This is a genomic window from Actinophytocola sp. (assembly GCF_050699935.1).
GTDB lineage: Bacteria > Actinomycetota > Actinomycetes > Mycobacteriales > Pseudonocardiaceae > Actinophytocola.
This window is the reverse complement of sequence record NZ_JBOHGB010000015.1, coordinates 19,482-42,385: the sequence shown is the minus strand read 5'-3', so window position 1 is coordinate 42,385 and position 22,904 is coordinate 19,482. Positions and strand designations below refer to the sequence as shown.

Below are 22,904 nucleotides of genomic sequence, written 5' to 3'. Positions count from 1 at the left end.
GTTCTTCCAGCATTCGAAACCATCAGTCGTCGTCGCACTGCTGGCTCCTCTCGATGTGCTACTTCGCAACAGCTACGTGCCGTGCGGGCGGACCAGGACTCGTGCCGGGGCGCCGTCACCGTCGCGCACCGGAATGGGTAAGGCCATCACCGCACAGCGAAAATCGGACGCGCGGTCCAGCCGAAGGTTCTCGACGATCGGTATGCCGGCCCCCAGCAGCACGCGGTGCACCGGGTAGTCGAAGGACGCGGCCCGCCCCTGATACGGCGGCGCGTCCGGCGACACGGTGTCGATGCCCAGCAAGGAGATCCCCAGACTCACCAGGTACTCCGCCGCCTCCCCGGTGAGATACGGCGAGTCCCAGTAGGACGGCCGGCCGTAGTGCTCCGACCAGCCGGTGCGGATCAGCACGCGGTCCCCCGGCCTGATGAGGTGCGCGTGCCGGCGGAGGTCGTCGCCGGTCACCGGCGTCAGCGACGCGCCGTCGAAGCCGATGACCACCCCGTCACCGCACAGCACGTTCAACGGCACGTCGGCGATCGCCTGCCCGTCGGGAAAGAAGTGCAGCGGCGCGTCGACGTGCGTGCCGTGATGACTCAACAAGCACAGCTGCTGCATGCTCATCCCGTGGTCCACGAAGGTCCGCACGCCGCGCAGCGAGAACTCCGGCACGCCGGCCGGTTGCGGCATCAGCGTGTCGACCACCTGTGTACAGTCGATCCAGCTCAAAAGATCACCTCCGCGCTTTCGAACCTGGCCAACTCCTCGTCCGTGACGCCGAGCAGGCCCACGAAGACCTCACGGTTGTGCTCACCAAGACAGGGCGCCGGCGCGCCGGTAGCCATCGGCATGCGGTCGAACCGCCACACGGGTCCGTACAAGGAGATCGTGCCCAACTCCGCATGTCGCGTGTCGACGAACGCATTCCTGGCCGTCAGGATCGGGTCGACCACGAGGTCGTGCACCGTGCTGACCAAGCCACACGCAACGCCGAGCCGCGACAGCTCCGCCACGACGTGCTCTGTCTGCCGCCCGCCGACCCAGTTACGCAACGCGCGCATGACCTCGTCTCCGGCGGTGTCGGTGGGTAGGCCGAGCAGGTCGCGCACCCGAGCCAACGAGTCTGGTTCGGTGATCGAGACGGCGACCCACCGATCGGGCAGCGTTGTCTCGAAGCAGTCGGTGAGCTCGCCGAACGGCCCACGGTTGCCTTGTGGACGGACGTCCTGTCCGTCGGCCGCGTAGGACAGCAACGCCTCGAACTGACCCACGACGGCGCATTCGTACTCGGAGACGTCGGCCCACACGGCTTCGGTACGGCGCTCATCGAGCAGTGCGGCCAGGATCTGCACCGCGCCCATCATCGCCCCGCCGATGTCGGCCGCCCAGCCGTTGACCGCGCGCGGGATGCCGTCGCCGTATTCGGCGACCGCCATCATGCCGCTTGCCGCGTCCATCATCGGGCCGTAGCCGACATGTGCGCGCTTCGCACCCGACTGCCCGTATGCCGACAACGACGCGAGCACGATGCCGGGCCGTACCGAACGGAGCACGTCGAAGCCCAGACCGATCCGCTCCAGTGTCCCCGGCGAGAAGTTCTCGATCACCGCGTCGGCGGTCGCCACCAGCCGGCGCGCCAACTTGACGCCCTCGGCCGTCGCCAGGTTGATGGTGCACGACCGGACGCCGCGGTTCTGGCTGTTCCAGACACCACTGCGGTTGATGCCCTTGACCCCGCCCGCGTATGGGCCACCCGTCCGGTGGACGTCGATACGCTTGTGGCTTTCCACCCGGATGACGTCCGCGCCCAGATCGGCCAGGAGCTGACCACACAGCGGCCCGGCCCAGACGTGGGTGAACGCCACGATCCGGTAACCCGCGAGCGGCGGCCGGTGCTTGCCGTCCGCTGGTGGCCGGGGCGGGCGGGACGGCTCTCGGGACGCGGGGTCGCCGCCTTCGCCGACCCAGGTGATCGGGATCCTCGGCATGGCAACCGGTTCCCGGTCGACTACCGGCACCTTGGTGAAGAACGATCGCGCCCACAGGCTGTCATCGGCGAGCAGGTCGGGCATGCGGGCGACCGGTGCGATCGGGACGTGCGCCTGCTGTCCCTTCGCCACGGCCTCGGCGACGGTGAGCGGCGCGAACCACGGATCAAGCGCGGCCGCGAGCCGCTCCGGCTGTGTGAACCTGTCGACGGCGGTGGCCATCTGCGGGTCGGCGCCCAGATCGGGCCTGTCGAGGAGCTGGCAGAGCCGCTGCCACTGCCCCTCCTCGACCACGTGCAGGAAGACGAACCCGTCCCGGCATTGGTAAATCCCGGCCGGTGCGACCTTCCAGATCCGCTCCCCTCGGGTGGCGACCTCGCCGTCATACAACCATGCCGTGATCTCGCGGCGTACCAACGGCAACGCGCTGTGCACCGTGCTGATGTCGACGCTGTCCCCGAGCCCGCTCACGCGGCGCCCGATGAGTCCCGAGAGGCAGGCCACGACCCCCTGCATCGCGGCGAGCATCTCCAGCATGCGGGAGAACGGCTTGAGCGGGGGCAACTCGCCGGTCGGGAACCCCGGCAGCGCCCGTGGCGTAATGTATCCGAGGCCGGAGCGGTGGAACGCCACGAAGTCGTCACCCACGTCCGTCGTGACCTCGACCCCGAGCGGGGTGATGGTCACCACGACGGCACTCGGCGCGACGGCGAGGACCTCCGCCGGAACGAACTCGACGAGCTCGGCACCGGGCGCGCCCTGCACGATGACGTCGACGTCGGCGAGGAGCTCGTCGCGGCGCGCCCGGTCGCCCCGCTCGAGCTGTACCACCGCCTTGTCCGCGTGCAGGAACTGGAACGGCAGGCTGACGGCCGCGTCACCCGACCCGATCGTCGGGCGCAGCCTACGGAGCGGATCGGGCGCGTCCGGCCGAACGATCCGGGTCACCCGCATACCCAGCGCGGCGAGCACCTTCGCGCACAGTGCCGCGCCTATCGAGTTGTGCGAGGCGTCCAGCACTCGATACGAGCCAAGGTCCACGGCGTCCGCCCGGTCAGTCCCGCATCACGGCGCTGGCAGTGGCGACCATGATCTTCGTGCCGTCGCGGCGCTCGACCCACGCTTCGCAGGCGACCCGCAGCCGGTCCGCGCCGGACTCCAGGGACAGCCCGGTCACCCGGCCCTTGGCAGTGGTGAAGTCGTGCTCCAGCAGCGGCTTGATCATCTTTGCCTTGATCCGGCCGCCGGCCACCCAGCCCGCGCCGAAGGCCATCATCATGCTGCGGTGGATCTGCGCGATCGGTTGCGGCGCCGAGCCCACGACCTCGGCCAGCCCCTCCCGGCGGGCCGCGTCGTGGTCGGAGTGGATGTTCTGCTCGGGCCACTCCTCCTCGACGATTCGCCCCGATCCGTACACCTGCACGTGCCGGTTCGTGAACAGTTCGATGTTCCACTGCCGGGAGATCTCCGGCAGGCTGGCTCCTAGCCGCACTGATTCCTTGGTGTACAACGCCATGCCGCCGCGTCCTCTTCTCTGGTTGGTGTGTCCGGCTAGTTGGTGACGATGCCGCTGTCGATCCCCTCGGCGTTCTTCGGGACCGAGCGAGTGAGGTAGTCGAGGACGTGCGTGCGCCTCGTGGTGAAGACGATCTCGCCCTTCTCGTCGCGTCCCTCGGCCTCGTAGATGACGTACTCGCGGTCCCGCTTGATGAACTTGTCGGCCACGCGTCCGGAGATCGTCAGCCGCTCGCCGAAGAAGAACGGGCGACGGAACTCCGACTCGAACTCGATGAACAGGCCGCGTACGTTGTAGCTGCGGGTGAAGAGCAGCCGAACCGGCGGGTACGTGGCCAACGGCGGGACGATCGCACCACCGAAGGGCGATGAGTCCACATACCACTCGTGGTAGTCGGCATCGTTGTCGAGCAGCCCGGCGACGTTCTCCGGCTGCACCGACCATTCGAGACTGCCTAGCTCGGCACCGACCTCGATGTCCTCGAACCGTGTGCGCCGGCCCGAACCATCACGATCGACTCGACCCTGTGGTTGTACCACCATGCCTCCTCTTCGGTTCCACTGCGGATGTGATGATTCATCACTGGAATCGGGGATCCACGAGTGTCCACTTGATACCAAGACTAGCTCATCTGCCGAGCGCTCGCTAGGTAGATTTTGACAAATTTCTGTAACTCTGCATGAATTGATCAAGGAAACCGTGCGCTATTCACGAGGAATGGCCGTGACCGCGCCCCGAGGCGAATGCGTTCCGAAATACGCAGACGGCTACTTCCGTCGTCTGGGCCGGGCCGTCATCGCCGCTCCGTCAGGCATCGGAGTTCCTGGCGTCTGGACGCCCGCCATGATGAAACTGAGCAGGAACTCGATCACATCATCGAGGCTGGACGCGCCGTCCGGGTGATACCAGAGTATTGTCCAGTTCAGGGTGTTGAAAATTGCCAGAGAGAGGTTCGTCGTCGTAAGGTCGCGCCGAATCAGCTCCTTCTCCTGCAAATTCTGTAAGATCTGGCGAGCGACCCGCACATAGGATTTCCGAAGCTCGAGCACCTCCCGACGCCGATCCTCCGGCAGGAACCGAAGCTCCAGCAACATCGTCGCGTGCCGGTCATGGTCCATCAGCACCACCCGGAGGTGGGTGGTGACGAAGGCACGAAGCTCGTCAAGGGGATCGGTCGCCTCGGCCACCTTGGCGCGCACCTCGGCGTCGATGCGCTGGATGCTGTCCACGCAGATGTCGTAGAGCAGATCTTCCTTGCTGCGCATGTGATAGTAGAGCGACGCGGACTTCACCCCGAGAGCCGCCGCGAGCTCACGAGTCGTGGTCGCCGCGTATCCCTTCTCCCGGAACAAGTGCGCGGCGACGGTCAACAGGCGATCAGCCGTGTTCGCGTTGTCCGGCCCAGCTCCGTTACTCACCATCTACGACACCTTCACCCGGTTTCACGCACGTGCGCCGGTCGACACAACCTACTCGATCTCCCGGTTGAGCCGGCGCCTGGACCGAACGTCGCACTACGCATCGACCGCTCGCCGCATCAGCAGGCTGCGCTGTCCTTCGAGGACAAGGGTGTCGTTGCCGACGTAGGCGCGATCGCGAACCATGGCCACTCCCCGGTCCGGCTTGCTGGTCTCCCTTTTCTCCAGCACCTCACACGTGGCGTGGAGCGTGTCGCCGGCCCGCACGGGACCGACGTAACGGATGGACTCCTGTGCGAGCACCCCGAGCAACGTGCCGTGCGTCCACCCCGTCGCCGCGATCAACCCCATGACCATGCTCAGGGTGAACGTCCCCGCCGCGACGGCCCCGCCGCTCGCACGCATGAACTCCTCGTCCGTGTGCGTCGGACTGGTAATCCACATCATGTTGTTGAAGACGACCAGATCCGTCTCGGTGACCGTCCGGCCGATCGACTCGAAGACCTGCCCCACGGTCAGATCGTCATAACCCACAGCTTCCATCTCAGATCACGCTCTCCTCTCGCAGCCGGCCGAGCTCGGCCTGGTCGAGACCGAGGACCTCGCCGAGGAAGTCCACCGTGTGCTGACCCAGCAACGACGGCGGTTCGGCGGGCACCGCATCGCTCTCGAGGAACTTCACCGGGTTCCCGACCAACCTGACCTGGCCCGCGATCGGATGGTTCACGTCCACGAGCATCCGCCGGCTGACCAGGGCCGGGTCCTCGAACACCGCACGCGCGTCGCGTACGGCGGCCGCCGGCACCCCGTGCTCGATGAGCACGTCGACGGCTTCCTGGGTGGTCCGGGTCCTGGTCCACGCCTCGATGTGCGGACGGAGCCGGTCGTGGTTGCGGGCCCGGTCGCGGCCGGTCTCGAACCCCGGTGCGGCCACCAGGTCCGGCCGCTCGATGGCGGCACAGAACTTGCGCCAGATGTCCTCGATCGCCGCGGCGAGAGTGAGGTGCCCGTCCTTGGTTAGGTAGACCGCCATCGGCCCCACCTGGGTCTCGTTGTTCCGCGACAGGACCTCGCCGGAGAGCGAGTAGTGCGTCAGCGCCCGCTCGTTGAGCGCCACCGCGGCGTCGAACATCGCCACGTCCAGGTGTTGGCCCTCACCGGTCGTCTCGGCGTCGCGAACCGCGGCGGCGATCCCGAACGCCGCCAGGCTCCCGGCGAAGATGTCACCGACCGGGAAGCCGAGCACGGCCGGATTCGTCGCCGCGCCGCCCGCCAGGTCCATCAGCCCGCTGAACGCCTCGATCGCGACCGCCATCGCCGGATGGTGCGCGTAGGGCGTCGGGTAGTCAGCCGCATCGCCATAGCCGCTCAGGGCCGCGTAGACGATCTTCGGGTTGGCGTTGCGCAGCACCTCGTAACCGAGACCCAGCCGGCTCATCACCCCGGGTGCGAAGTTCTCCACCACCACGTCGCTGCGCGCCACCAGGCGCAGGAATAGGTGCTTGCCCTCCGGCGACTTCAGGTCGAGCGTCACGCTCTTCTTGTTCCGGTTCAGCCGCATGAAGTAGGCGCTGGTCGACTCGTCGCCCGCACCCTGGAGGAACGGGCCCTGGCGCCTGCTCGTCTCGCCGCGCCCGGGCGGCTCGATCTTCACCACGTCCGCGCCGGCGTCGGCCAGCAGCAGGGTGCAGAACGGGCCCGCGACGATGTGCGTGAGGTCCAGGACGCGCACCCCGTGCAACGAGGCACGGGGCCGCCTGCTCCTCCGTGCGGAGCTACTTGACGAAGGCATTGGACACGTACTCCACGACGCGATCGGCCATCTTCTCGAGCAGCGGATCCGCCTGCTCGGCGGTCGCCGCGGCCGCGTCGCCGAACCATCCGCTCTCCGACACGCTCTCCCAGTCCAGCATGGGCCGGTAGATGTCGCGTGCCGAGAACTCCCGCTCCCGGCGTAGCGCCTCGGCCAGGTCGGTACCCCCGGTGGCCAGCTCCATCTTGACCAGCTCCGGCGCCTCGCGCAACACCACGGCGGTCTCGACGTGGCCGGCGTGACCGAGATCCATCTCGCCGCCCGCCGCCTTGAACGCCAGCCCCTGGAAGTACGCCACGACAACCGAGACACCACCGGTCCGCACCAGTTGCGAAGCCGCGACGTCCACGGCCGACCGGTTGCCGCCGTGGCCGTTGACGATCAGGATGTTCTTCACCCCGTGCGTCTGCAGGCTCTCGGCGATCTCGCAGATCGTGGACGTCATCGTGGCCGGCGAGATGCTCAGCGTTCCCGGCCAGTTCAGGTGGTAGTCGGAGCAACCAACCGGAATGGGCGGGGCGAGGACGCAGTCCAGTCGCTCGGCGACCTTTCGTGCGAGCGCCCAACCCCCGATCGTGTCCGTGCTCAACGGGAGATGCGGACCGTGCTGTTCCGTGGCGCCACATGTGATGACACCAAGCGGACTTCGACCCAACGCCTCGCCGGCCTCGACGGTCGTTACCTGGTGGAGAATCATGGAGCTACCCCGTTTCGAGTTATCGTTCTTCGTCGGCGTCCGTGCCGAGCGAGCTTCGCTTGCGAACCAATATCTTCCTGAGTCCGATGTAGACGGTTTCGCCACGTTGGTTCGTCGTATTGTCCCGCAGAGACACGACGCCCCGCTTGCCGTCCGAGGTCTCTCGCCGGGCGACGACCTCGACGGACGCGTACAACGTGTCGCCGGGACGTACCGGGAGAAGGAACTTGAGGTTCTCGTACTCCAGCACGCCAAGCACGCTGCCGGTCAGGTAGCCGGTCCCGCTGAGCAGACCCAGGCTGACCGTGAGGATGAACGGCGCGGGTGCGACCATCCCGTCGAACATCGAGTCGCGCACGTGTTCCGGATCGGAATGGATCGGGTTCATGATCTTCATGATGTTGTTGAACATCACGACGTCCGGCTCGGTCACGGTTCGTCCCATGGACTCGACGGTGAACCCCACGACCAGGTCCTCGTAGTACTTGGCTTCCATTGTCGTCATCTCCAGGGCTTCAGACGCCGGTCGGTTCCCGGCGACGCTGCGCCGCGCGTACTCGCCCGCCGGGGTTTCGCCAGCGCAAGGCGTGCCGTTCGAGGAGCATCGTCAAGAACGTCAGAGTCAACGATACGAGCGCAAGCAGGAACAACGCGGCGAAGGATCCCGAGGGGTTGAGCACCGAGGAGTGGTAGGCGAGCAGGTAGCCCAGCCCGTTGCTGCCGGCGACGAACTCCCCGATCACCGCGGCGGAGACGCCGTAGGCGCTGGTGAGACGCAGGCTCGCGATGATCCACGGCACGAGCGAGGGAAGCAGCACCTTCATCGCGATGTCCCACCGGGACGCACCGAGCAGTGTCGCCAGCACGATGTGCTCACGCTCGACGCTCTTCACCCCCGCGTGGACGTTGATCACCACGATGAAGAACAGGACCGAGAAGACAAGCGCGATCTTCGACGTCTGGCCCAAGCCGAACCACAACACGAACAGCGGCGCGAGCCCGATCCGCGGGATCGCGTTCATCACGTCGATGTAGGGCCGAGTGGCGTTGTCCAGGAACCGTGACTGTGCCAGGACGAGCCCCACGGGGATACCGATGCCGAACGCGAGGGCGGCGCCGACGAACACCTCGTACAGGGTGGTGCCGATGTTGTCACTGATCGTCCCGTCCCCGAGCCAGGTACCCACCGTGCTCAGCACGGCCCACGGCGTCGGCACGAAGTTCGGTTGGAGGTTGGCCGCCAGTAGCCAGATCCCCAGCAGGATCACGAACATCAGGGTTCGACCGACGACCGTCGACATCCGCTCCCGGAGCACGGCCACACGGTTCGCATTGGACGGCTGTGCACTCATGTCGTCGTTCCACGGTCACTGGCGAACTCACCGCGCAGGTCGGTCCACAGCTGGGAGTAGAGCGACGTGAAGGCACTGTCGTTCTGCAGGTCGATCACGCTTCTCGGCCTGGGCAGGTCGATCTCGTAGACGGCCTTGATCTCACCCGGCCGGGCCGTCATCACCACGACCCGGTCGGAGAGGGTGATCGCCTCGCCGAGGTCGTGCGTCACCAGGATGGCCGTCTTGCGGGACTTTTCCCAGATGCTGATGAACTCGTCCTGGATCAGGGTTCGCGTGTGCGCGTCGAGCGCGGCGAACGGCTCGTCCATCAACCACAGGTCCGCCTCGACGGCGAGCGTTCTGGCCAACGCGACACGCTGCCGCATGCCTTGGGAGAGCTGGCTCGGGTAGTGCCGCTCGAACCCCGCGAGACCGACGGACGCGAGAATCTCCTTCGCCCGCCCCGGCATGGGCTTGTTTCGCCGCATCTGCATCGCGAGGTTGACGTTGTCGATGGCTGTTCGCCACGGAAACAGCCCGTCCCTGGCGAACATGTAGCTGACCTTTCCGGCCTGCGGACCGGCAACGGGCTCACCGCCGAGCAGAACGGACCCGCTGTCCGGGATGATCAGTCCGGCGATCATGTTCATGATCGTCGTCTTGCCGCATCCGCTCGGACCGATGATGCTGATGAACTCGGCGCCCCTCACCTTGAGATCGACGTTGTTCAGCGTCGCGACCGCGCTGCCGTCCGCTGCCGGAAAGCTGTGGTTGACACCGGCGAGCTCCGCGCGTACCTGACGATCCCCTAGCTCGCCGCGCATCCAGCCGCCTCCTGAGCCTTGGTGTAGATCGTCGACGAGGCATCGGCCTGCTTCTTGACGACGCCCTCGGTGATCAGCACCTCCGCGATGTTGCCGAGATCCTTGCTGGCGAAGCAGATGGTCTTCGTGGTCGCGCCCAGCTCGGCCAAGATCTGGTCGATCTCGGAGGGAGTGAGCGTGCTGTAGACGCGCTTCTTCACGATGTCGGCGAACTCGGCCTTGTTGGCGGAGTCGTGGATGTACTCCTGCGCCTGCCTCAACGACTCGACCAGCTTGTCCAGCACCTCGGGCTTGGCGTCGATGAACGACTTTGCCGCTACGCCGGTGATGAACGGCTGGTTCATGGCCTCGGGCCCCTCGCCCTTGGCGAGGTCGACCAGCACGTGGCCGGACCCCTTGGTGACGAGCTGCGCGGTGATGGGCTGCAGCGACATGATCCCGTCGACGCGCCCGCCCTGCATAGCCGCGAGCATGGCGCTGGCGTTCCCGGTCGGCACGATGGTGACGTCGGAGTCGGGGTTGAGCCCCGCCTCACGCAACACGTAGCGGAGGTTCAGGTCGACAGCACCACCACGGACCGTGACACCGAGAGTCTTCCCCGTCAGCTGCCGCAACACGTCGGGGTATTCCGTGTCGCCGGACTTTGGCTCGTCCCTGACCACCACGGCCTGGAGGACCTTGTCGATGAGCGTCATGAAGATGCGTAGGTCGTGTCCCTGCTCGTTTGCGATCAACGCCTGGCCCGGCGAGGGAAACGCGACGTCGACGTCGCCGGTGAGCAGCGGCTGAATCGCGGTCGCGTTGGTCACGATCTGCACGTCCAGGCCGTTCTCGCGGAAGATGCCGGCGTCCTGGGCGACGTAGATCGGCACGTGGCTGTTGGACCCTGGGTTGACCAGGATTCGAACCGTGTCCGGCGAGCCCTGCTCCCCCGCCTGGCCGCCGGAGTCATCACCGCCACCGGCGCAGCCAGTCACCGTGGCCAGCAGGACAACCGCCAGCGTAGCGAGCATTCTCCGCGATCGCGCGCGCGACGAAACCGCCCGGGATAGAAACATAATCCACACCTTTTCTAAGGGGTCATTGATTGGATGCAGGTGGATTGATTGCACCAGCGGCGACCATGGATTTCAGTTCTTCTTCGCCGTATCCCAACTCGGCGAGCACGTGGTGACTGTGCTGGCCAGGTGTCGGGGCCGGTTCGGCGAGTGGTATCGGGGTGTCCGAGAAACTCGCCGGATAACGGACGTTACGCACCGTTCCCTCGGTGGGATGCTCGGTGAGGTAAAAGAAATCGGTCGCCCGTAGGTGCTTGTCGTTCAACAGATCGTCCGGCGTGTTCACCGGCATGGCGGGGATGTCGGCATCTTCGAACGCACTCAACCAGTCCGCCGTGGACCTGCCGCGCAGTGCCTCGCCCACAATCGAATACAGCTCGTCGATGTTGTCGGTACGGGTGCCGATCGTGAGAAACCGCGGGTCGGAAATCAGTTCCGCGCGACTGATCATCCGGAAGAACCGGTCCCACTGCTCGTCGGTGTACATCAACGCGCAGATATAGCCGTCAGCGGTGGGATGCGGCCGCCGGAACGGCGACACCTGCCGCGAGTAGATGGTGGGCCCCAGAGGCGGCTCGAACGTCTTCCCGTAGAGGTGCTCGCTCATGACGTAGGCCGTCATGGACTCGAACATGGGCACCTCGAGCTCCTGGCCCCGGCCGGTACGCTCCCGGTACAGCAGGGCCGCGAGCACGCTCGACAGCGCCACCATCGCCGGAGTCTTGTCGGCGATCGCGCTCACCACATACCGTGGCGGCTCGCCGTTCCTGGACTGGATCGCGGCAAGGCCACTGGCACCCTGGATGGTGTCGTCGTAGGCGGCCTTGTCGCGATATGGCCCGGCGCTGTGGAAACCGTGGATGGTGCAGTACACGATCCGCTCGTTGACCGCGGCGATCGCGCCGTAGGTCAGCCCGAGCCGTTCGATGGCCGGCCGGCGCATGTTGTGGATGAACACGTCGGCCGTCTCGACCAGCCGCGACAACGCCTCCCGCGCCGCGGGCTTCTTGAGGTCGAGCACCACGCTGCGCTTGTTCCTGTTGAGACTCAGGAACTGCGAACCCATGCCCGGATTCCGCCGTGGGCCAATGTCACGCATCGTGTCACCGGCCGGCGACTCGACCTTGATGACGTCGGCTCCCATGTCGGCGAGCGCGAGCGTGCAGTAGGGACCCACGACGACGGACGTGAGGTCGACAACTCGCAGCCCTGTCAACGGACCTCGTTCGGTCCGCTCGGAACCACGCGCTGCGATCATGACACACCGGTCCGTTCGTCTGGCAACAGTGGGGGTGCCTATCTCGAGTGCCCAACCGAGCGCTCGATAGATAGCTTAGGGTAGCGTCGGCGCCAGCGTCAACGGGTACGTTGTAAGTCCACTTAGGGCGGGGGGCGGCGGCGCCTCGCGACGGCAGCGGCCGCGAACGGGAGCGCGGCCAGAATGACGAGGATCCTCAGGATCTGCGCGGCCGAAACGAACGTCGCGTTTCCGGACGTGTCGCCGACAGTGGCCAGGATGACCGGCAGTCCTCCCGGAGACGTCGCCAGATAGCAGTCGAGCAGCGACTCCCCGGTCACGTTCCACAGCAGTAACGCGAGAAGTCCGCAGCCGACGATCAACAGCACCATCACGACAACGAGAAGGGGAAGCAAACGCCCCAGGCTCCCGATGGTCTGGCGAGTGAAGCGTTCGCCAGCCTGCACGCCGACCTTGAGCAATGCGATGTCGTACAGGAAGCTCGGCACGACCGCGTCCGCGAAGAGCGGGACCGCGCTGAGCGCGATCCCACAGAGCAAGCCTCCCAGCAGCTCCGGCGAGGGGAGCCGCAGTACGTTACCAACGAGGATTCCCACAATGATGGCACTCGTCGCGTAGAAGACACCGCGCACATCTCTGGCGAGCCTCCCACTTTCCGGACGGGGAACCTAATAAGGTTCCGCCGGAAACGGAGGATGATCAGTGCCGGAAAGGCCTCGGAGGTTCTCTCCCGAGTTTCGGGATGAGGCTGTCAAGATGGTGGTTGAGGGTTCGCGGCCAGTCGCTCAGGTGGCTCGGGAACTCGGTATCAACGCGGGGACTCTGGGGAACTGGGTAGCGCAGTATCGGAAGGCGCATCCGGTGGAGGAGGAGCCGTCGCGGGTGAGCGAGCGGGCGCGGCTGCGTGAACTGGAGCGCGAGAATCAGGAACTCAAGATGCGCAATGAGTTCTTGGGAAAAGCTGCGGCCTTCTTCGCCCAGGAGTATCGGTGAGCGTCAAGTTCGCGTTCGTCGACGGCGAGAAGGACAACTACCCGGTTGTCAAGATGTGCGAATGGCTGGATGTGTCCACGTCGGGCTACTACGAGTGGAAAGACCGGCCACCGTCGCCGGCGGCGCAGCGGCGCGAGCGGCTCGCCACGTTGATCACGGCGATCTTCCGGGCCAACCATGGCACCTACGGCTACCGGCGCATCCACGCGGTGCTCCTGCGCTCGGGCGAGCACGCCTCAGACGAGCTCGTCCGGCAGCTGATGCGTGAGCTGGGCCTGGTGTCCTGCCAGCCACGACCCTGGCGGCCGACCACCACCGAGGCCGAGCAGGCGCACCGCATCCCGGACCTGGCCGGCCGGAACTTCACCGCCGAACAGCCGGGCACCAAACTGGTCGGCCACATCACCTACATCGGCACCGGCGAAGGATGGGTATACCTGTCCACGGTCATCGACTGCTACTCGAAAATGGTCGTCGGCTGGGCCATGGCCGATCACTACAGGACCTCCCTCATCTGTACTGCGATCGATTCCGCGGCCGGTACCAGCGATATCCAGTCAGGATGCATCTTCCACTCCGACCGAGGCTCGAACTACACGTCTTACGAGTTCGCCACCAAACTCGCCGACATGAACATGCGACAATCGGTCGGCAGGACCGGGATCTGCTGGGACAACGCAATGGCCGAATCCTTCTTCGGCGCACTGAAGAACGAATGGACCAACCGCATGACATTCACCACACGAGCGCAGGCTCGACAGGAGATTGTCAAATACATCGAGGGCTTCTACAATCGGCAACGTCTCCACGCAGGGCTCGACTACAAGACCCCACTAGAGGTCCACAACGAGTACCTGAACCGACAGCTCGCAGCACGAATTAACAGTAAGAAAGCTGTCCGGAAATTCGGGGCGCCTCAGATCGTGGGACCATTGGCAGGTCGTCATGGGCGTAGGCGACCTTTGGAAAGACCTGCCAGAGGAAGTCTTCAGTGGTCCGGCGTAAGCAGAAGCGATAAGTGAGCTTGTTGCACGCAGAGTACCCGGCACTCGGTAATGATTACGGTGACCGCGGCGGGGTACCCGACTGGATCCACATCTTCTTTGCAGCTCACGCATTCAGCAGCTCCAATCACACCAGTCCGTCGCCGTGCCGTCGAAGGCTTGCACCAGGCTGGTTTACATGGTGGGGAACGCTGTGCCCAGCGGTCGATAGAACCCAACACCGACATAGCAAGGCACGGACTCCATGGGTATCCGCCGGCTTTGCAGTACATGCCGGTGAGGAAGTTCCAGGCGGACGCGTGCCGACGGGGTCCTGTCGCGGCCGTCGGGTGTCGACGCGCGCAGGTGCACACGTCGGCGACGGGCTGTCTGACGCCGAACCGCCGCGCAGTCAATGTCTCCACATCGACAATCGCCGGATGCGCCGGCCTCCGCGACCGAATGATCGGTCCGGAGTGGACAGACGAATCCGAACCACAGGCCCCGCCGCCACGTTGTCGGGGTCCAGCAAGGTCTCATGCTTGGTCCACTGGCCGGTCGTAGTCCGACAGCCGTCGCCGCGTTGACCGGACGCCGAGGAGGAGAAATGGAGTGCCGCGAGTTCATCAAGAAACTCGTCGTGTCGCCGAGACACACGGTCCCTGAGACACTGACCTACGAAGACCTGGTGACCAGGGCGATCTCGCGCGCGGACCTGCGGGAAGACGTGCGGGGATCAACGCGAGTCTCGAGATCATCCGGCGGACTCGGGGTGGCGCCGACCGAGGAGGTCACCGAAGATTTCTACTTCGTCGACCTGGTCTGGCACGAGGCCGAATTCCGGGACGGGGGACTCATACACCTACGCCGTGTACAACACGAACGACCGGTATCTCGGATGCTGCTACCTCTATCCGATGGGCCGGCGCACCCAGCTGACCGAGGAACTGCTGAAGCACGACGTGGACGTCAGCTGGTGGGTCACGCCGACCGCCTACGAGGAGGGCTACTACACGAAACTGTTCCGCGCCCTGGGCCACTGGCTCGCCGAGGAGCTCTCGTTCAACGAACCGTACTACTCCAACCGAAAGATACCCGCCGACTGACCAAGTCCCACGAGCACGCCACGGCCCTTCGCGCATGCCCTCGGCATTTGCGAAATAGGAAGTGTCCATGATGGACAGTTAGTTCGGGACCAAGCTCGGGCCGCCCGGCGCACCCCCTCCGTGTGTCGGCCGCCGTTGTCGACGACAGCCCGGCTACCCGCCCTCAGCTGCGCGCTCGATCCGGTTCGCGCGGCTGTTGCGCAATGAGAGCACTGCTCCCCCGCCGGACCAGGACGAGCTGGGACTCCGCCATGGACTGAACTCATCACGTTCAGTGAGTACTCGATGGTGAGACCGGGCGAACGCCTGGGCACGATACACCAGACGGGACGGCGGTGGTCCCGGTGCTGCTGGCGGGGTGGCCCGCCATCGGTTAAGAGCACGCAACAATGACCGCGGGTGTTGGGCCTTGTCGGTGCGGGGTGGCAGTATGCGCCTCACTCGAGCAGATCTGAGTGACGAGGAGTTGACACCGTGACGCGTCGCCCCACGCTGAAACTGTTGGTGCTCGTGCCTGCGCTGGCCCTGGTGCTCGCGGGCTGCGGGGACGACTCCGGCGACGGCGGTGAGGCCGGCAACGGTGGCCCGGAACTGGTGAACGAGGGGACGCTGACCAACTGCACCGGCCTGCCGTACAAGCCGTTCGAGTACGAGGAGAACGGCGAGGTCATCGGCTTCGACATCGACCTCGTCCAGATGGTCGCCGACAAGCTGGGCGTCGAGCAAGAAGTCATCGACACCCCGTTCGACGGCATCCAGTCCGGTGCGGACTTCAACTCCGGCAAGTGCGACATCTCGTCCGCCGGCATGACGATCACCGACGAGCGCAAGCAGAACATCGACTTCTCCGACCCGTACTTCGAGGCCACTCAGGCGCTGGTCGCGAAGAAGGGGTCCGGCATCGCGGACATCACCGATCTCGGCGGCAAGAAGCTCGGCGCCCAGAACTCCACGACCGGCTTCGACTACGCCAACGAGAACGCCGAGGGTGCGGACATCGTCAACTTCGAGGACCTCGGCCTGCTGCTGACGGCGGTGGAGTCCGGCCAGGTCGACGCCGGGATCAACGACAACGGCGTGCTCTACGACTGGGTCAAGGAGAAGACCGACTTCCAGGTCGTCAAGGAGTTCGACACCGGCGAGCAGTACGGCATGGGCGTCCGCAAGGGCAACACCGCCCTGCTGGACGTGGTCAACGAGGTACTGGCCGAGGCCCAGTCGAGCGGCGAGTACGACCGGCTCTACGAGAAGTGGTTCGGCACGAAGCCGCCCGCCAAGTAGCCGGTCGTCCAGGGGCTCGCGCGTGCCGCGCGGGCCCCGTTCGCTTTGGTCGATCCAACTCTCGAGGAGTTGACTTCCCATGGCCATGTCCAAGCGCAAGCGGGCGCGGGTCATCCGCATGGTGCAGTACGGCATCCTGCTCGCGGTCGTTCTCGTCGTGGCGTTCACCGCCAACTGGCGCAAGATCCGCGACACGTTTTTCGACCTCGAGGTCGCCCGGGACATGTTCCCGGAGGTCATCACCGTCGCCCTGGTCAACACGGTCATCTACACCGCGCTGGGCTTCGGGTTCGGGCTGGGGCTCGCGCTCGTGCTCGCGCTGATGCGGCTGTCAACCGTGCGGGTGTACCGCTGGATCTCGGGCCTGTACATCGAGTTCTTCCGCGGCCTGCCGGCCCTGCTGGTCATCCTGGCCGTGGGTACCGGTGTCCCGCTGGCGTTCGACACCTTCCTCGACAAGTACGTGGCGCTGATGATCGCGCTCGGCATCGTCGCGTCGGCCTACATGGCCGAGACCCTGCGGGCCGGGATCCAGGCGGTGCCGCGTGGTCAGGTCGAGGCGGCCCGCTCGCTGGGCATGTCGCCGGGCCGCACGATGGTCACCATTGTCATTCCGCAGGCGTTCAAGATCATCCTGCCGCCGCTGACCAACGAGTTGATCCTGCTCACCAAGGACTCCTCGCTGGCGCTGTTCCTCGGCGCCTCGGTGTCCGAGTACGAGCTGACCCAGTTCGGTCGGGTCGCGCTGAACGAGTCCCGGAGCCTCACGCCAGTCCTGGTGGCCGGCGTCTGTTACCTGATCATCACGATCCCGCTCTCCTACCTGTCCCGGCACCTGGAGCGGCGAACCGGTGGCAGCAAGATCAGCACACCCGAATCGACCGAGGTGAACGCATGAGTACGGCGGCAGAGACTCCCGAACTCGCGGTCGACATCACCGGCTTGCGCAAATCGTTCGGCCACGTCGAGGTGCTGCGCGGGATCGACGTGCAGGTCAAGCGCGGTGAGGTGGTGTGCGTCATCGGGCCCTCCGGGTCCGGCAAGTCCACGTTGCTGCGCTGCGTGAACGTGCTGGAGGAGCCGACCGCAGGCTCGGTCGTCGTGGACGGGGTCGAGCTGACCGACCCGGACGTCGACATCGACGCCGCCCGGACGAAGATCGGCATGGTCTTCCAGTCGTTCAACCTGTTCTCCCACCTGGACGTGCTGAACAACCTCACGATCGCGCAGACCAAGGTGCTCAAGCGCAGCAAGGCCGAGGCGAAGCAGACCGGACTCGCGAATCTCGAGCGGGTCGGTCTCGCGGGCCGCGAGACCGCGATGCCGGGCGAGCTCTCCGGCGGCCAGCAGCAGCGGGTGGCGATCGCCAGGGCGTTGTCGATGAACCCCGACGTGATGCTGTTCGACGAGCCGACGTCCGCGCTGGACCCGGAGCTGGTCGGGGACGTGCTCGTCGTGATGCGTCGGCTGGCCGACGAGGGCATGACGATGCTCGTCGTCACGCACGAGATGCAGTTCGCTCGTGAGGTCGCGGACAAGGTGCTGTTCATGGACGACGGCGTCGTCGTCGAGGAGGGCCCGCCGGAACAGGTCATCGGTAACCCGCAGGAGGAACGCACGCGTACCTTCCTGTCACGGGTGCTCAACCCGGTGCATGTCGACCGGGCCGAATGACTCGGTAGCAATGTTCCGGGAGCATGGTCCGTCGTTTTCCACGGGCGTTTGGCTCTGAACCTCACACTGCGCAGCAGCTGACGACCGGCAGCGCCGCGCGCGAGGAGCCTCCGAAGTAGACGGTCGGCAGCGGGTCCGGGACGGCCATCATGGTGGCGCAACACCAATATCGCGCCCGTGTGGCCAGCACCACCGGAACGACGATCACCAAGACTGCCTGCCACCACCGCACCGGCGAACCACCTCGCGCTCTCACCTCACGATCATCCCGAACCGGATTCGTGGCCCCACAAGAACTCTTGAACGCGGACAGGTCTCCGGAGTGTGGGTCGGGGCTCCGCTGCCGGCGTTTCTGCGAGGCCGCTAGTCGCCGCTACCTTGTGGTTCCGAGGCATGGAGCTTCACCGAAGGCTGGCGCTGCATGGAGGTCGGCGCAGGCAGCGGGACCGTGACACGATGGCTCGCCGACAACGTCGGCGACACCGGCCACGTCGTCGCAACCGACATCGAAACCACGTGGCTGCGGGCGTTGGACGCGCCGAACGTCCAGGTGCTGCGCCACGACGTGGCCACCGACGCGCTAGGCGAATCCGTCAACGACCTGATTTGCGCGCGGCTGGTCCTGGCGCACCTGCCGGATCCGCGCGCGATCGTGGACAAGCTGCTCCGCGCGCTGGTGCCCGGTGGATGGCTGCTCGTCGAGGAGTACGACCTGGCCAGCCTGCTGATCTCCTACCCGCCGGACGGCACGTGGCGGAAGGTCGCCGCGGCACCCGGTGGGATACTCCGCATGGGCGGCGGCGACCCGTACATGGGCGCGAAGCTGACCGGCATCCTGCACGCCGCCGGCACCGCGGACGTCGACACCGAGGCGGTCGCTCTCCCCCGACGCATGCCGCAGGTTCCGAGCTGGCAGACGCAGTTCGTCCAGTTCCGCGAGCGGCTCATCGACGCGGGGCTGGTGTCGCCCGCGGAGGTGGACAAGGTGATCGCCGACTTCGACGACGAGACCTGTGACCCGGTGATCTACGGCCCCACACTGGTGTCGGCGCGGGGGCGCAAGCCGTAGACGACCGGCGAATGATCGGCCAGCACAGGCGACCCGGCAGCGCGGATCTCCTCCGCCTCCTGCTCTTCGGGCGGGTCGGCTGCGTCCACACCGCCCAGGGCCTCGAGTACGAATGGGGTGGTGTGATCGTGGGACCGGACCTCACCTGGAGTGGCAATGGCTGGAAGGTCCACCGCGAACACGTACTGAGCAAAGCCAGCAGGATCCGTACCGACGACCTCTCACGCGCGATCCGCAATGCCTACGGCGTGCTCATGACGCGTTCGGTCCGCGGCACCGTGCTGTATTCGGTCGACCCGGCCACGCGACGGCTCTTCGCCGATCTCGGTGTTCCCAAAGTGTGAACGCGCAAAGCACCGACGATACGTCCGGATTGGGACGGAAGGTACCGCTGAAGCCCAGCGGAACTGGCGCGTGGGGCCGGCCGCCGGCCGCGGCGATGCCGAGCACCACCGCGGACAGCACGGACCCGGCCGGCCCCGCCCGGCAACGCGACCGTCACCGACGCGACGAGGATCGGGCCGAACGCGCTCTGCGCCGCGACGCCCAGGCTGAACACCGACTGGTACTCGGTCAGCTGCCGGTCGTCGGCCAGCTCGTAGGACAGGTGCCAGGCGCCGGCGGCCTGCAACAGCTCGGCGAACGACAGCAGGATCACCGCCGCCACGACGAGCGCCACGACCACGTCCACCGGAACCTGCGCGGCGAGCCCGACCAGCGCGCAGCCGGCGACTATCAGGGCACACGCGAGGTTCTGCGCCACCGTCCGGCGGCCTCCCCCTTTATCGCCGGCAGGGCCAGCGCCACCACCGCACAGACCACATAGGACGCGCGGTTGATCAGCACGAGCGCACGCATTGCGGCAGGGGTGCCGATCCCGACGCAGACCGCGGACACCGCCCCGCCCAGCGACAGCTCGAGGTTGGCGGCGACGCGGTTCTTCGCGCGCACCACCACCCGGTCCGCCGCCGCCCGGCCGATCGCGGCGGCGATCACCGGCGCGATCGTGCGTTGCAGCATGACGATCCCGCACGTCGCGACGACGAACAGGACGATGCTGCCCTTCGACGAGGTAGGCCAGGAACGCCACGCACATACCGACGTTGAGGACGACGCGGGCGTCGAGCCGGTCCACCCACCGGCCGAGCGGCACGAGACAGACGAGCGCGACGAAGCCGGCGAGTGAGAGCACGGCCGACACGGTGCCGCCCGACAAGGCCAGCACCGTGTTGAAGTAGACGATGTTGCTCGACACGAACGACCCGGTGCCCAGGGCGTCGACCAGCCCGAGCACGAGGAACGTGCGGGTCGACCCGGCGGCGGCATGCTGGTCTGTCACGCTCACCCCTCCCCCCAGGAACCCGGCGGACGGCAGACGCAGTGCGGGCACGACCGAACGTGCGCCGTCGCGGTCGGCGAACTCGAACGTCAGCACGGTCAGTGCCTCCGCCAGCACCGCCGCCAGGTGACCGGGGCTGCCGGCGACGCCGTAGATCGTGTCCAACTCCTGCGTGCCGACCGAGTCCTCCATCGACGTGCCCGGGAAGATCCGGGTGGAGTACCGGGCGATGCCCGCGACCTTGCGCAGCTCGCGGACCCCGCGCACCCCCACAAGTTGCCGGGCCGACGCCGGCGCGAGGTTGTTGAACTGGAAGATCACGTCCGAACCGCGGTACGGCCCGGCGAATCCGGTCCCGGTGTTCAGCGCCACCCGGCCCGCCTCCGCGATGATGTCGAAGTCGAGCGCGCGCAGGCACAGGTCAGCGACGTCGCCGCCCAGCCGCCCGTTGACCTCGATCACCCGCGGGCCCGATACCGTCAGCTTGAGCTCGGCGTGGGTCACTCCCCAGCGCACGCCGAGCGCGTCGAGCACGTCGCCGACGAACGCTCGATCTCCGCCTGCCAGGAGACCGGTCGATGGCAGGGCCACAGCTGGCCCGTCTCCCGGAAGGGCTCCGCGAGCGGGAACTTGCTCGTCACCCCGACCGTGCGATGGACGCCAGCCCGGCTGATCGTCTCGACGGAGACGTAGTCGGCGAACGGGCCCGGCTCCTCGCCTCGGAGCATCTCCTCGACGACGTAGTGCTCGGGCGCCGTCCCGCCTGGCTCCGCCGTGAGCTCGCCGGTCAGCCGGCGTGCCTCGTCCGGGTCCAGCACGCGGAACGTCTGCCTGCTCCCCTCGCCACGCACGGGCTTCACGACGCATGGCGTGCCGACCTCCGCGAACGCCGCCGCGAACTCGTCCGCCGTCCGCGCCGGCACGCTCCGGACGTCGCCGAGCCCCGCACGCGCCAGGCGCGCCCGCTGCACCGACTTGTCCGTCAGGCCCGCGACGACCTCGGTGGAATGACCGGGCAGGTCCCACCGCTCGATGAGCACGGAGCAGTCGTCGAGCATGCGCTCGCTGTACGTCAGCACGCCCGCGTACCCGCCCGCAGGCACCTCGGCGCGGTCATCGAGCACGTCGTCGATCGGACGCACCGTCCCCAGGCCTTCGAGGATCGGCACCGCCTGCCGTGCGTGCTCGCTGCGGCCGATCGCGAACTCCAGCCCGGCGAGCGGCGAGAGGGAGCCATGGATCTCGAGCGGACCACAGGATCCCTTGTCGTACAGGACAAGCAGCCGCGGCTTGGCCCCGGTCATCGCGTCACCTCGCCGCGCGAGTGGACGAACCGCCACACGTCGTCGGCCGTGCGCAGGTCGCCGAGGACGAGTGACCTGGTGGCGTTCAACCACAGCAGGCCTTCGCCGAACATCGCGATCGCCCTGCTCTGATGTGCCGGGTCGTCATCGTCGGCGGCCGACCTCCAGCACGCGTCGAACAGCGCCCGGTACTCGCCCGCGGAACGCGCACCGGCGACTCCGGCGCGCGCGGCCTGCTCGGCAAGCCGGTCCATGAACACGGACAGCGAGACACCGGAGTCCGCGGTGATGCGCTCGGTCATGCCGGTGTGCAGCGAGGCGCGGTCGGCCGCCAGTACATCCGGGTACAGCACCTCGACGAAGAGCTCGGCCATGACGGACCGCCACGACACCGGGCTGCGGACAATGGTGTCGTCGAAGTCGAAGGCGACGGCTCTGATCGTGGCCTGCTCGACGACGGCCCGGTCGACGATATCGATCAATGACTCCTTCATCGCGGGCCAATGAACTCTTGAACAATGGGAATCGGCGCGTTTCGCGACCGCAACGAATACCCCCAGGTATGTCTGCGCGTTTTCTCGTGCTGAACAGCTCGGTTCCCTGTCAGATAGCGGTTCGCTGCCACTCGACCTGGCGGCGTACGCCGTCCGCGAGCGTTGTCGTGGGTGCCCAGCCGAGCAGGCGCCCGCTCGTTGGCACCCGCACCACCGGCCACGTAGCCCGCGCGGTTCGCCTCCGCGGCCCGGACGAGTGGTCGTCCGGGCGCTGCCTCGACCTCGGCGAGGACGTCGTCGACGCTCGTCGCGGTCGCCGTGCACACGTTCATCACCGCGGCCGGCTCGAGGTCCGCGGATGCGGCACGCAGCGTCGCGTCCACGATGTCGCCGACATAGGTGAAGTCACGCCGCGCGCCGTTGCCGAAGACCGGGAACGTCTCCCCCGCAGGGCGCTCTCGATGGCCCGGTACACCGCGACGTCCGGCCGTTGCCGGGGGCCATAGGCGTAGAAGTACAGCAGGGCGACAGTGGGTACGCCGAAGTTCTCGGCGTACATCCCGCACAGGTGCTCGGCGGCGAGTTTGGTTGCGCCGTATGGACTGTGCGGTTGCGGCACGAGCCCTTCGTGCGCCGACTCGGCCGTCGTCGCCCCGTACACCGAGCCGCTCGAGGCGAACACGACGCGGCGGACCGACGGCGCCGAACGCACCGCCTCGAGCAGCCGCTGGGTGCCGAACACGTTGCACGTCATA

Annotated in this window: 24 protein-coding genes and 1 pseudogene; 7 read left to right on the top strand and 18 right to left on the bottom strand. The window is 66.7% G+C overall.

Annotated features, from left to right (window positions below; genetic code table 11):
- Positions 1–72 precede the first annotated feature (72 nt).
- The 14 genes from ACRDTB_RS08370 to ACRDTB_RS08305 form a co-directional block, all read right to left on the bottom strand.
- A complete protein-coding gene (locus tag ACRDTB_RS08370) occupies positions 73–729 on the bottom strand; it encodes a cyclase family protein (RefSeq protein ID WP_431429436.1) in 657 nt (218 codons plus the stop codon).
- On the bottom strand, positions 726–3,029 hold the full coding sequence (locus ACRDTB_RS08365) for a CoA transferase (RefSeq protein ID WP_431429435.1): 2,304 nt from the start codon (positions 3,027–3,029) through the stop codon (positions 726–728). The genes ACRDTB_RS08370 and ACRDTB_RS08365 overlap by 4 nt, the downstream gene beginning before the upstream one ends.
- Before the next feature lie 13 nt (positions 3,030–3,042).
- Complete coding sequence (locus ACRDTB_RS08360; RefSeq protein ID WP_431429434.1) at positions 3,043–3,504, bottom strand: hypothetical protein; 462 nt, start codon at positions 3,502–3,504, stop codon at positions 3,043–3,045.
- 35 nt (positions 3,505–3,539) lie between these two features.
- Positions 3,540–4,046, bottom strand: coding sequence for a MaoC family dehydratase (locus tag ACRDTB_RS08355; RefSeq protein ID WP_431429433.1), 507 nt, complete (start codon positions 4,044–4,046; stop codon positions 3,540–3,542).
- Between the two features lie 225 nt (positions 4,047–4,271).
- Entirely contained in the window at positions 4,272–4,925 is a 654-nt protein-coding gene (locus tag ACRDTB_RS08350) for a TetR/AcrR family transcriptional regulator (protein ID WP_431429432.1), read from the bottom strand.
- A gap of 93 nt (positions 4,926–5,018) precedes the next feature.
- Positions 5,019–5,435 (bottom strand): MaoC/PaaZ C-terminal domain-containing protein, encoded by a 417-nt coding sequence (locus tag ACRDTB_RS08345; protein WP_431429431.1) that lies wholly within the window; start codon positions 5,433–5,435, stop codon positions 5,019–5,021.
- A gap of 31 nt (positions 5,436–5,466) precedes the next feature.
- The gene (locus tag ACRDTB_RS08340; RefSeq protein ID WP_431429463.1) at positions 5,467–6,654 is read right to left on the bottom strand and encodes a CaiB/BaiF CoA transferase family protein; all 1,188 of its coding nucleotides are present in this window, start codon (positions 6,652–6,654) and stop codon (positions 5,467–5,469) included.
- A 43-nt stretch (positions 6,655–6,697) separates the two neighbouring features.
- Positions 6,698–7,432: a creatininase family protein gene (locus ACRDTB_RS08335; protein ID WP_431429430.1), complete on the bottom strand. Its 735-nt coding sequence runs from the start codon at positions 7,430–7,432 to the stop codon at positions 6,698–6,700.
- Positions 7,433–7,451: 19 nt separating this feature from the next.
- Entirely contained in the window at positions 7,452–7,937 is a 486-nt protein-coding gene (locus ACRDTB_RS08330; protein ID WP_431429429.1) for a MaoC family dehydratase, read from the bottom strand.
- Between the two features lie 10 nt (positions 7,938–7,947).
- Positions 7,948–8,784, bottom strand: coding sequence for an ABC transporter permease (locus ACRDTB_RS08325; protein WP_431429428.1), 837 nt, complete (start codon positions 8,782–8,784; stop codon positions 7,948–7,950).
- Positions 8,781–9,590: an ABC transporter ATP-binding protein gene (locus tag ACRDTB_RS08320; RefSeq protein WP_431429427.1), complete on the bottom strand. Its 810-nt coding sequence runs from the start codon at positions 9,588–9,590 to the stop codon at positions 8,781–8,783. Before ACRDTB_RS08320 ends, ACRDTB_RS08325 begins: the two co-directional genes overlap by 4 nt.
- The gene (locus ACRDTB_RS08315; protein ID WP_431429426.1) at positions 9,575–10,702 is read right to left on the bottom strand and encodes an ABC transporter substrate-binding protein; all 1,128 of its coding nucleotides are present in this window, start codon (positions 10,700–10,702) and stop codon (positions 9,575–9,577) included. Before ACRDTB_RS08315 ends, ACRDTB_RS08320 begins: the two co-directional genes overlap by 16 nt.
- Complete coding sequence (locus tag ACRDTB_RS08310; protein ID WP_431429425.1) at positions 10,671–11,906, bottom strand: CaiB/BaiF CoA transferase family protein; 1,236 nt, start codon at positions 11,904–11,906, stop codon at positions 10,671–10,673. Before ACRDTB_RS08310 ends, ACRDTB_RS08315 begins: the two co-directional genes overlap by 32 nt.
- Positions 11,907–12,028: 122 nt before the next feature.
- Positions 12,029–12,538 carry an AbrB family transcriptional regulator gene (locus ACRDTB_RS08305; protein ID WP_431429424.1) on the bottom strand — a complete coding sequence of 170 codons (510 nt, stop codon included), beginning with the start codon at positions 12,536–12,538 and terminating at the stop codon, positions 12,029–12,031.
- A gap of 70 nt (positions 12,539–12,608) precedes the next feature.
- Between ACRDTB_RS08305 and ACRDTB_RS08300 the strand changes: the two are divergent.
- The 7 genes and pseudogenes from ACRDTB_RS08300 to ACRDTB_RS08270 form a co-directional block, all read left to right on the top strand.
- A pseudogene (locus tag ACRDTB_RS08300) lies at positions 12,609–13,765 on the top strand (IS3 family transposase); the annotation flags it as partial.
- A 986-nt stretch (positions 13,766–14,751) separates the two neighbouring features.
- On the top strand, positions 14,752–14,988 hold the full coding sequence (locus ACRDTB_RS08295) for a hypothetical protein (protein ID WP_431429423.1): 237 nt from the start codon (positions 14,752–14,754) through the stop codon (positions 14,986–14,988).
- Positions 14,989–15,462: 474 nt separating this feature from the next.
- The gene (locus ACRDTB_RS08290; protein WP_431429422.1) at positions 15,463–16,269 is read left to right on the top strand and encodes an ABC transporter substrate-binding protein; all 807 of its coding nucleotides are present in this window, start codon (positions 15,463–15,465) and stop codon (positions 16,267–16,269) included.
- Positions 16,270–16,348: 79 nt separating this feature from the next.
- A complete protein-coding gene (locus ACRDTB_RS08285) occupies positions 16,349–17,167 on the top strand; it encodes an amino acid ABC transporter permease (protein ID WP_431429420.1) in 819 nt (272 codons plus the stop codon).
- A complete protein-coding gene (locus ACRDTB_RS08280) occupies positions 17,164–17,943 on the top strand; it encodes an amino acid ABC transporter ATP-binding protein (protein ID WP_431429419.1) in 780 nt (259 codons plus the stop codon). The genes ACRDTB_RS08285 and ACRDTB_RS08280 overlap by 4 nt, the downstream gene beginning before the upstream one ends.
- Positions 17,944–18,364: 421 nt before the next feature.
- Positions 18,365–19,012 carry a methyltransferase domain-containing protein gene (locus ACRDTB_RS08275; protein ID WP_431429418.1) on the top strand — a complete coding sequence of 216 codons (648 nt, stop codon included), beginning with the start codon at positions 18,365–18,367 and terminating at the stop codon, positions 19,010–19,012.
- 11 nt (positions 19,013–19,023) lie between these two features.
- Positions 19,024–19,356, top strand: a complete 333-nt coding sequence (locus ACRDTB_RS08270; protein ID WP_431429417.1) for a DNA/RNA helicase domain-containing protein — start codon at positions 19,024–19,026, stop codon at positions 19,354–19,356.
- Here ACRDTB_RS08270 and ACRDTB_RS08265 read toward each other — a convergent pair.
- From ACRDTB_RS08265 to ACRDTB_RS08250, 4 genes are all read right to left on the bottom strand, one after another.
- Positions 19,254–20,942, bottom strand: a complete 1,689-nt coding sequence (locus ACRDTB_RS08265; RefSeq protein WP_431429416.1) for a hypothetical protein — start codon at positions 20,940–20,942, stop codon at positions 19,254–19,256. The two genes, ACRDTB_RS08270 and ACRDTB_RS08265, sit on opposite strands and share 103 nt — an antisense overlap.
- Positions 20,852–21,655, bottom strand: a complete 804-nt coding sequence (locus tag ACRDTB_RS08260) for an ATP-grasp domain-containing protein (protein WP_431429415.1) — start codon at positions 21,653–21,655, stop codon at positions 20,852–20,854. Before ACRDTB_RS08260 ends, ACRDTB_RS08265 begins: the two co-directional genes overlap by 91 nt.
- Positions 21,652–22,137, bottom strand: a complete 486-nt coding sequence (locus ACRDTB_RS08255; protein WP_431429414.1) for a hypothetical protein — start codon at positions 22,135–22,137, stop codon at positions 21,652–21,654. The genes ACRDTB_RS08260 and ACRDTB_RS08255 overlap by 4 nt, the downstream gene beginning before the upstream one ends.
- 343 nt (positions 22,138–22,480) lie before the next feature.
- Entirely contained in the window at positions 22,481–22,903 is a 423-nt protein-coding gene (locus ACRDTB_RS08250) for an NAD-dependent epimerase/dehydratase family protein (RefSeq protein WP_431429413.1), read from the bottom strand.
- Position 22,904 lies beyond the last annotated feature (1 nt).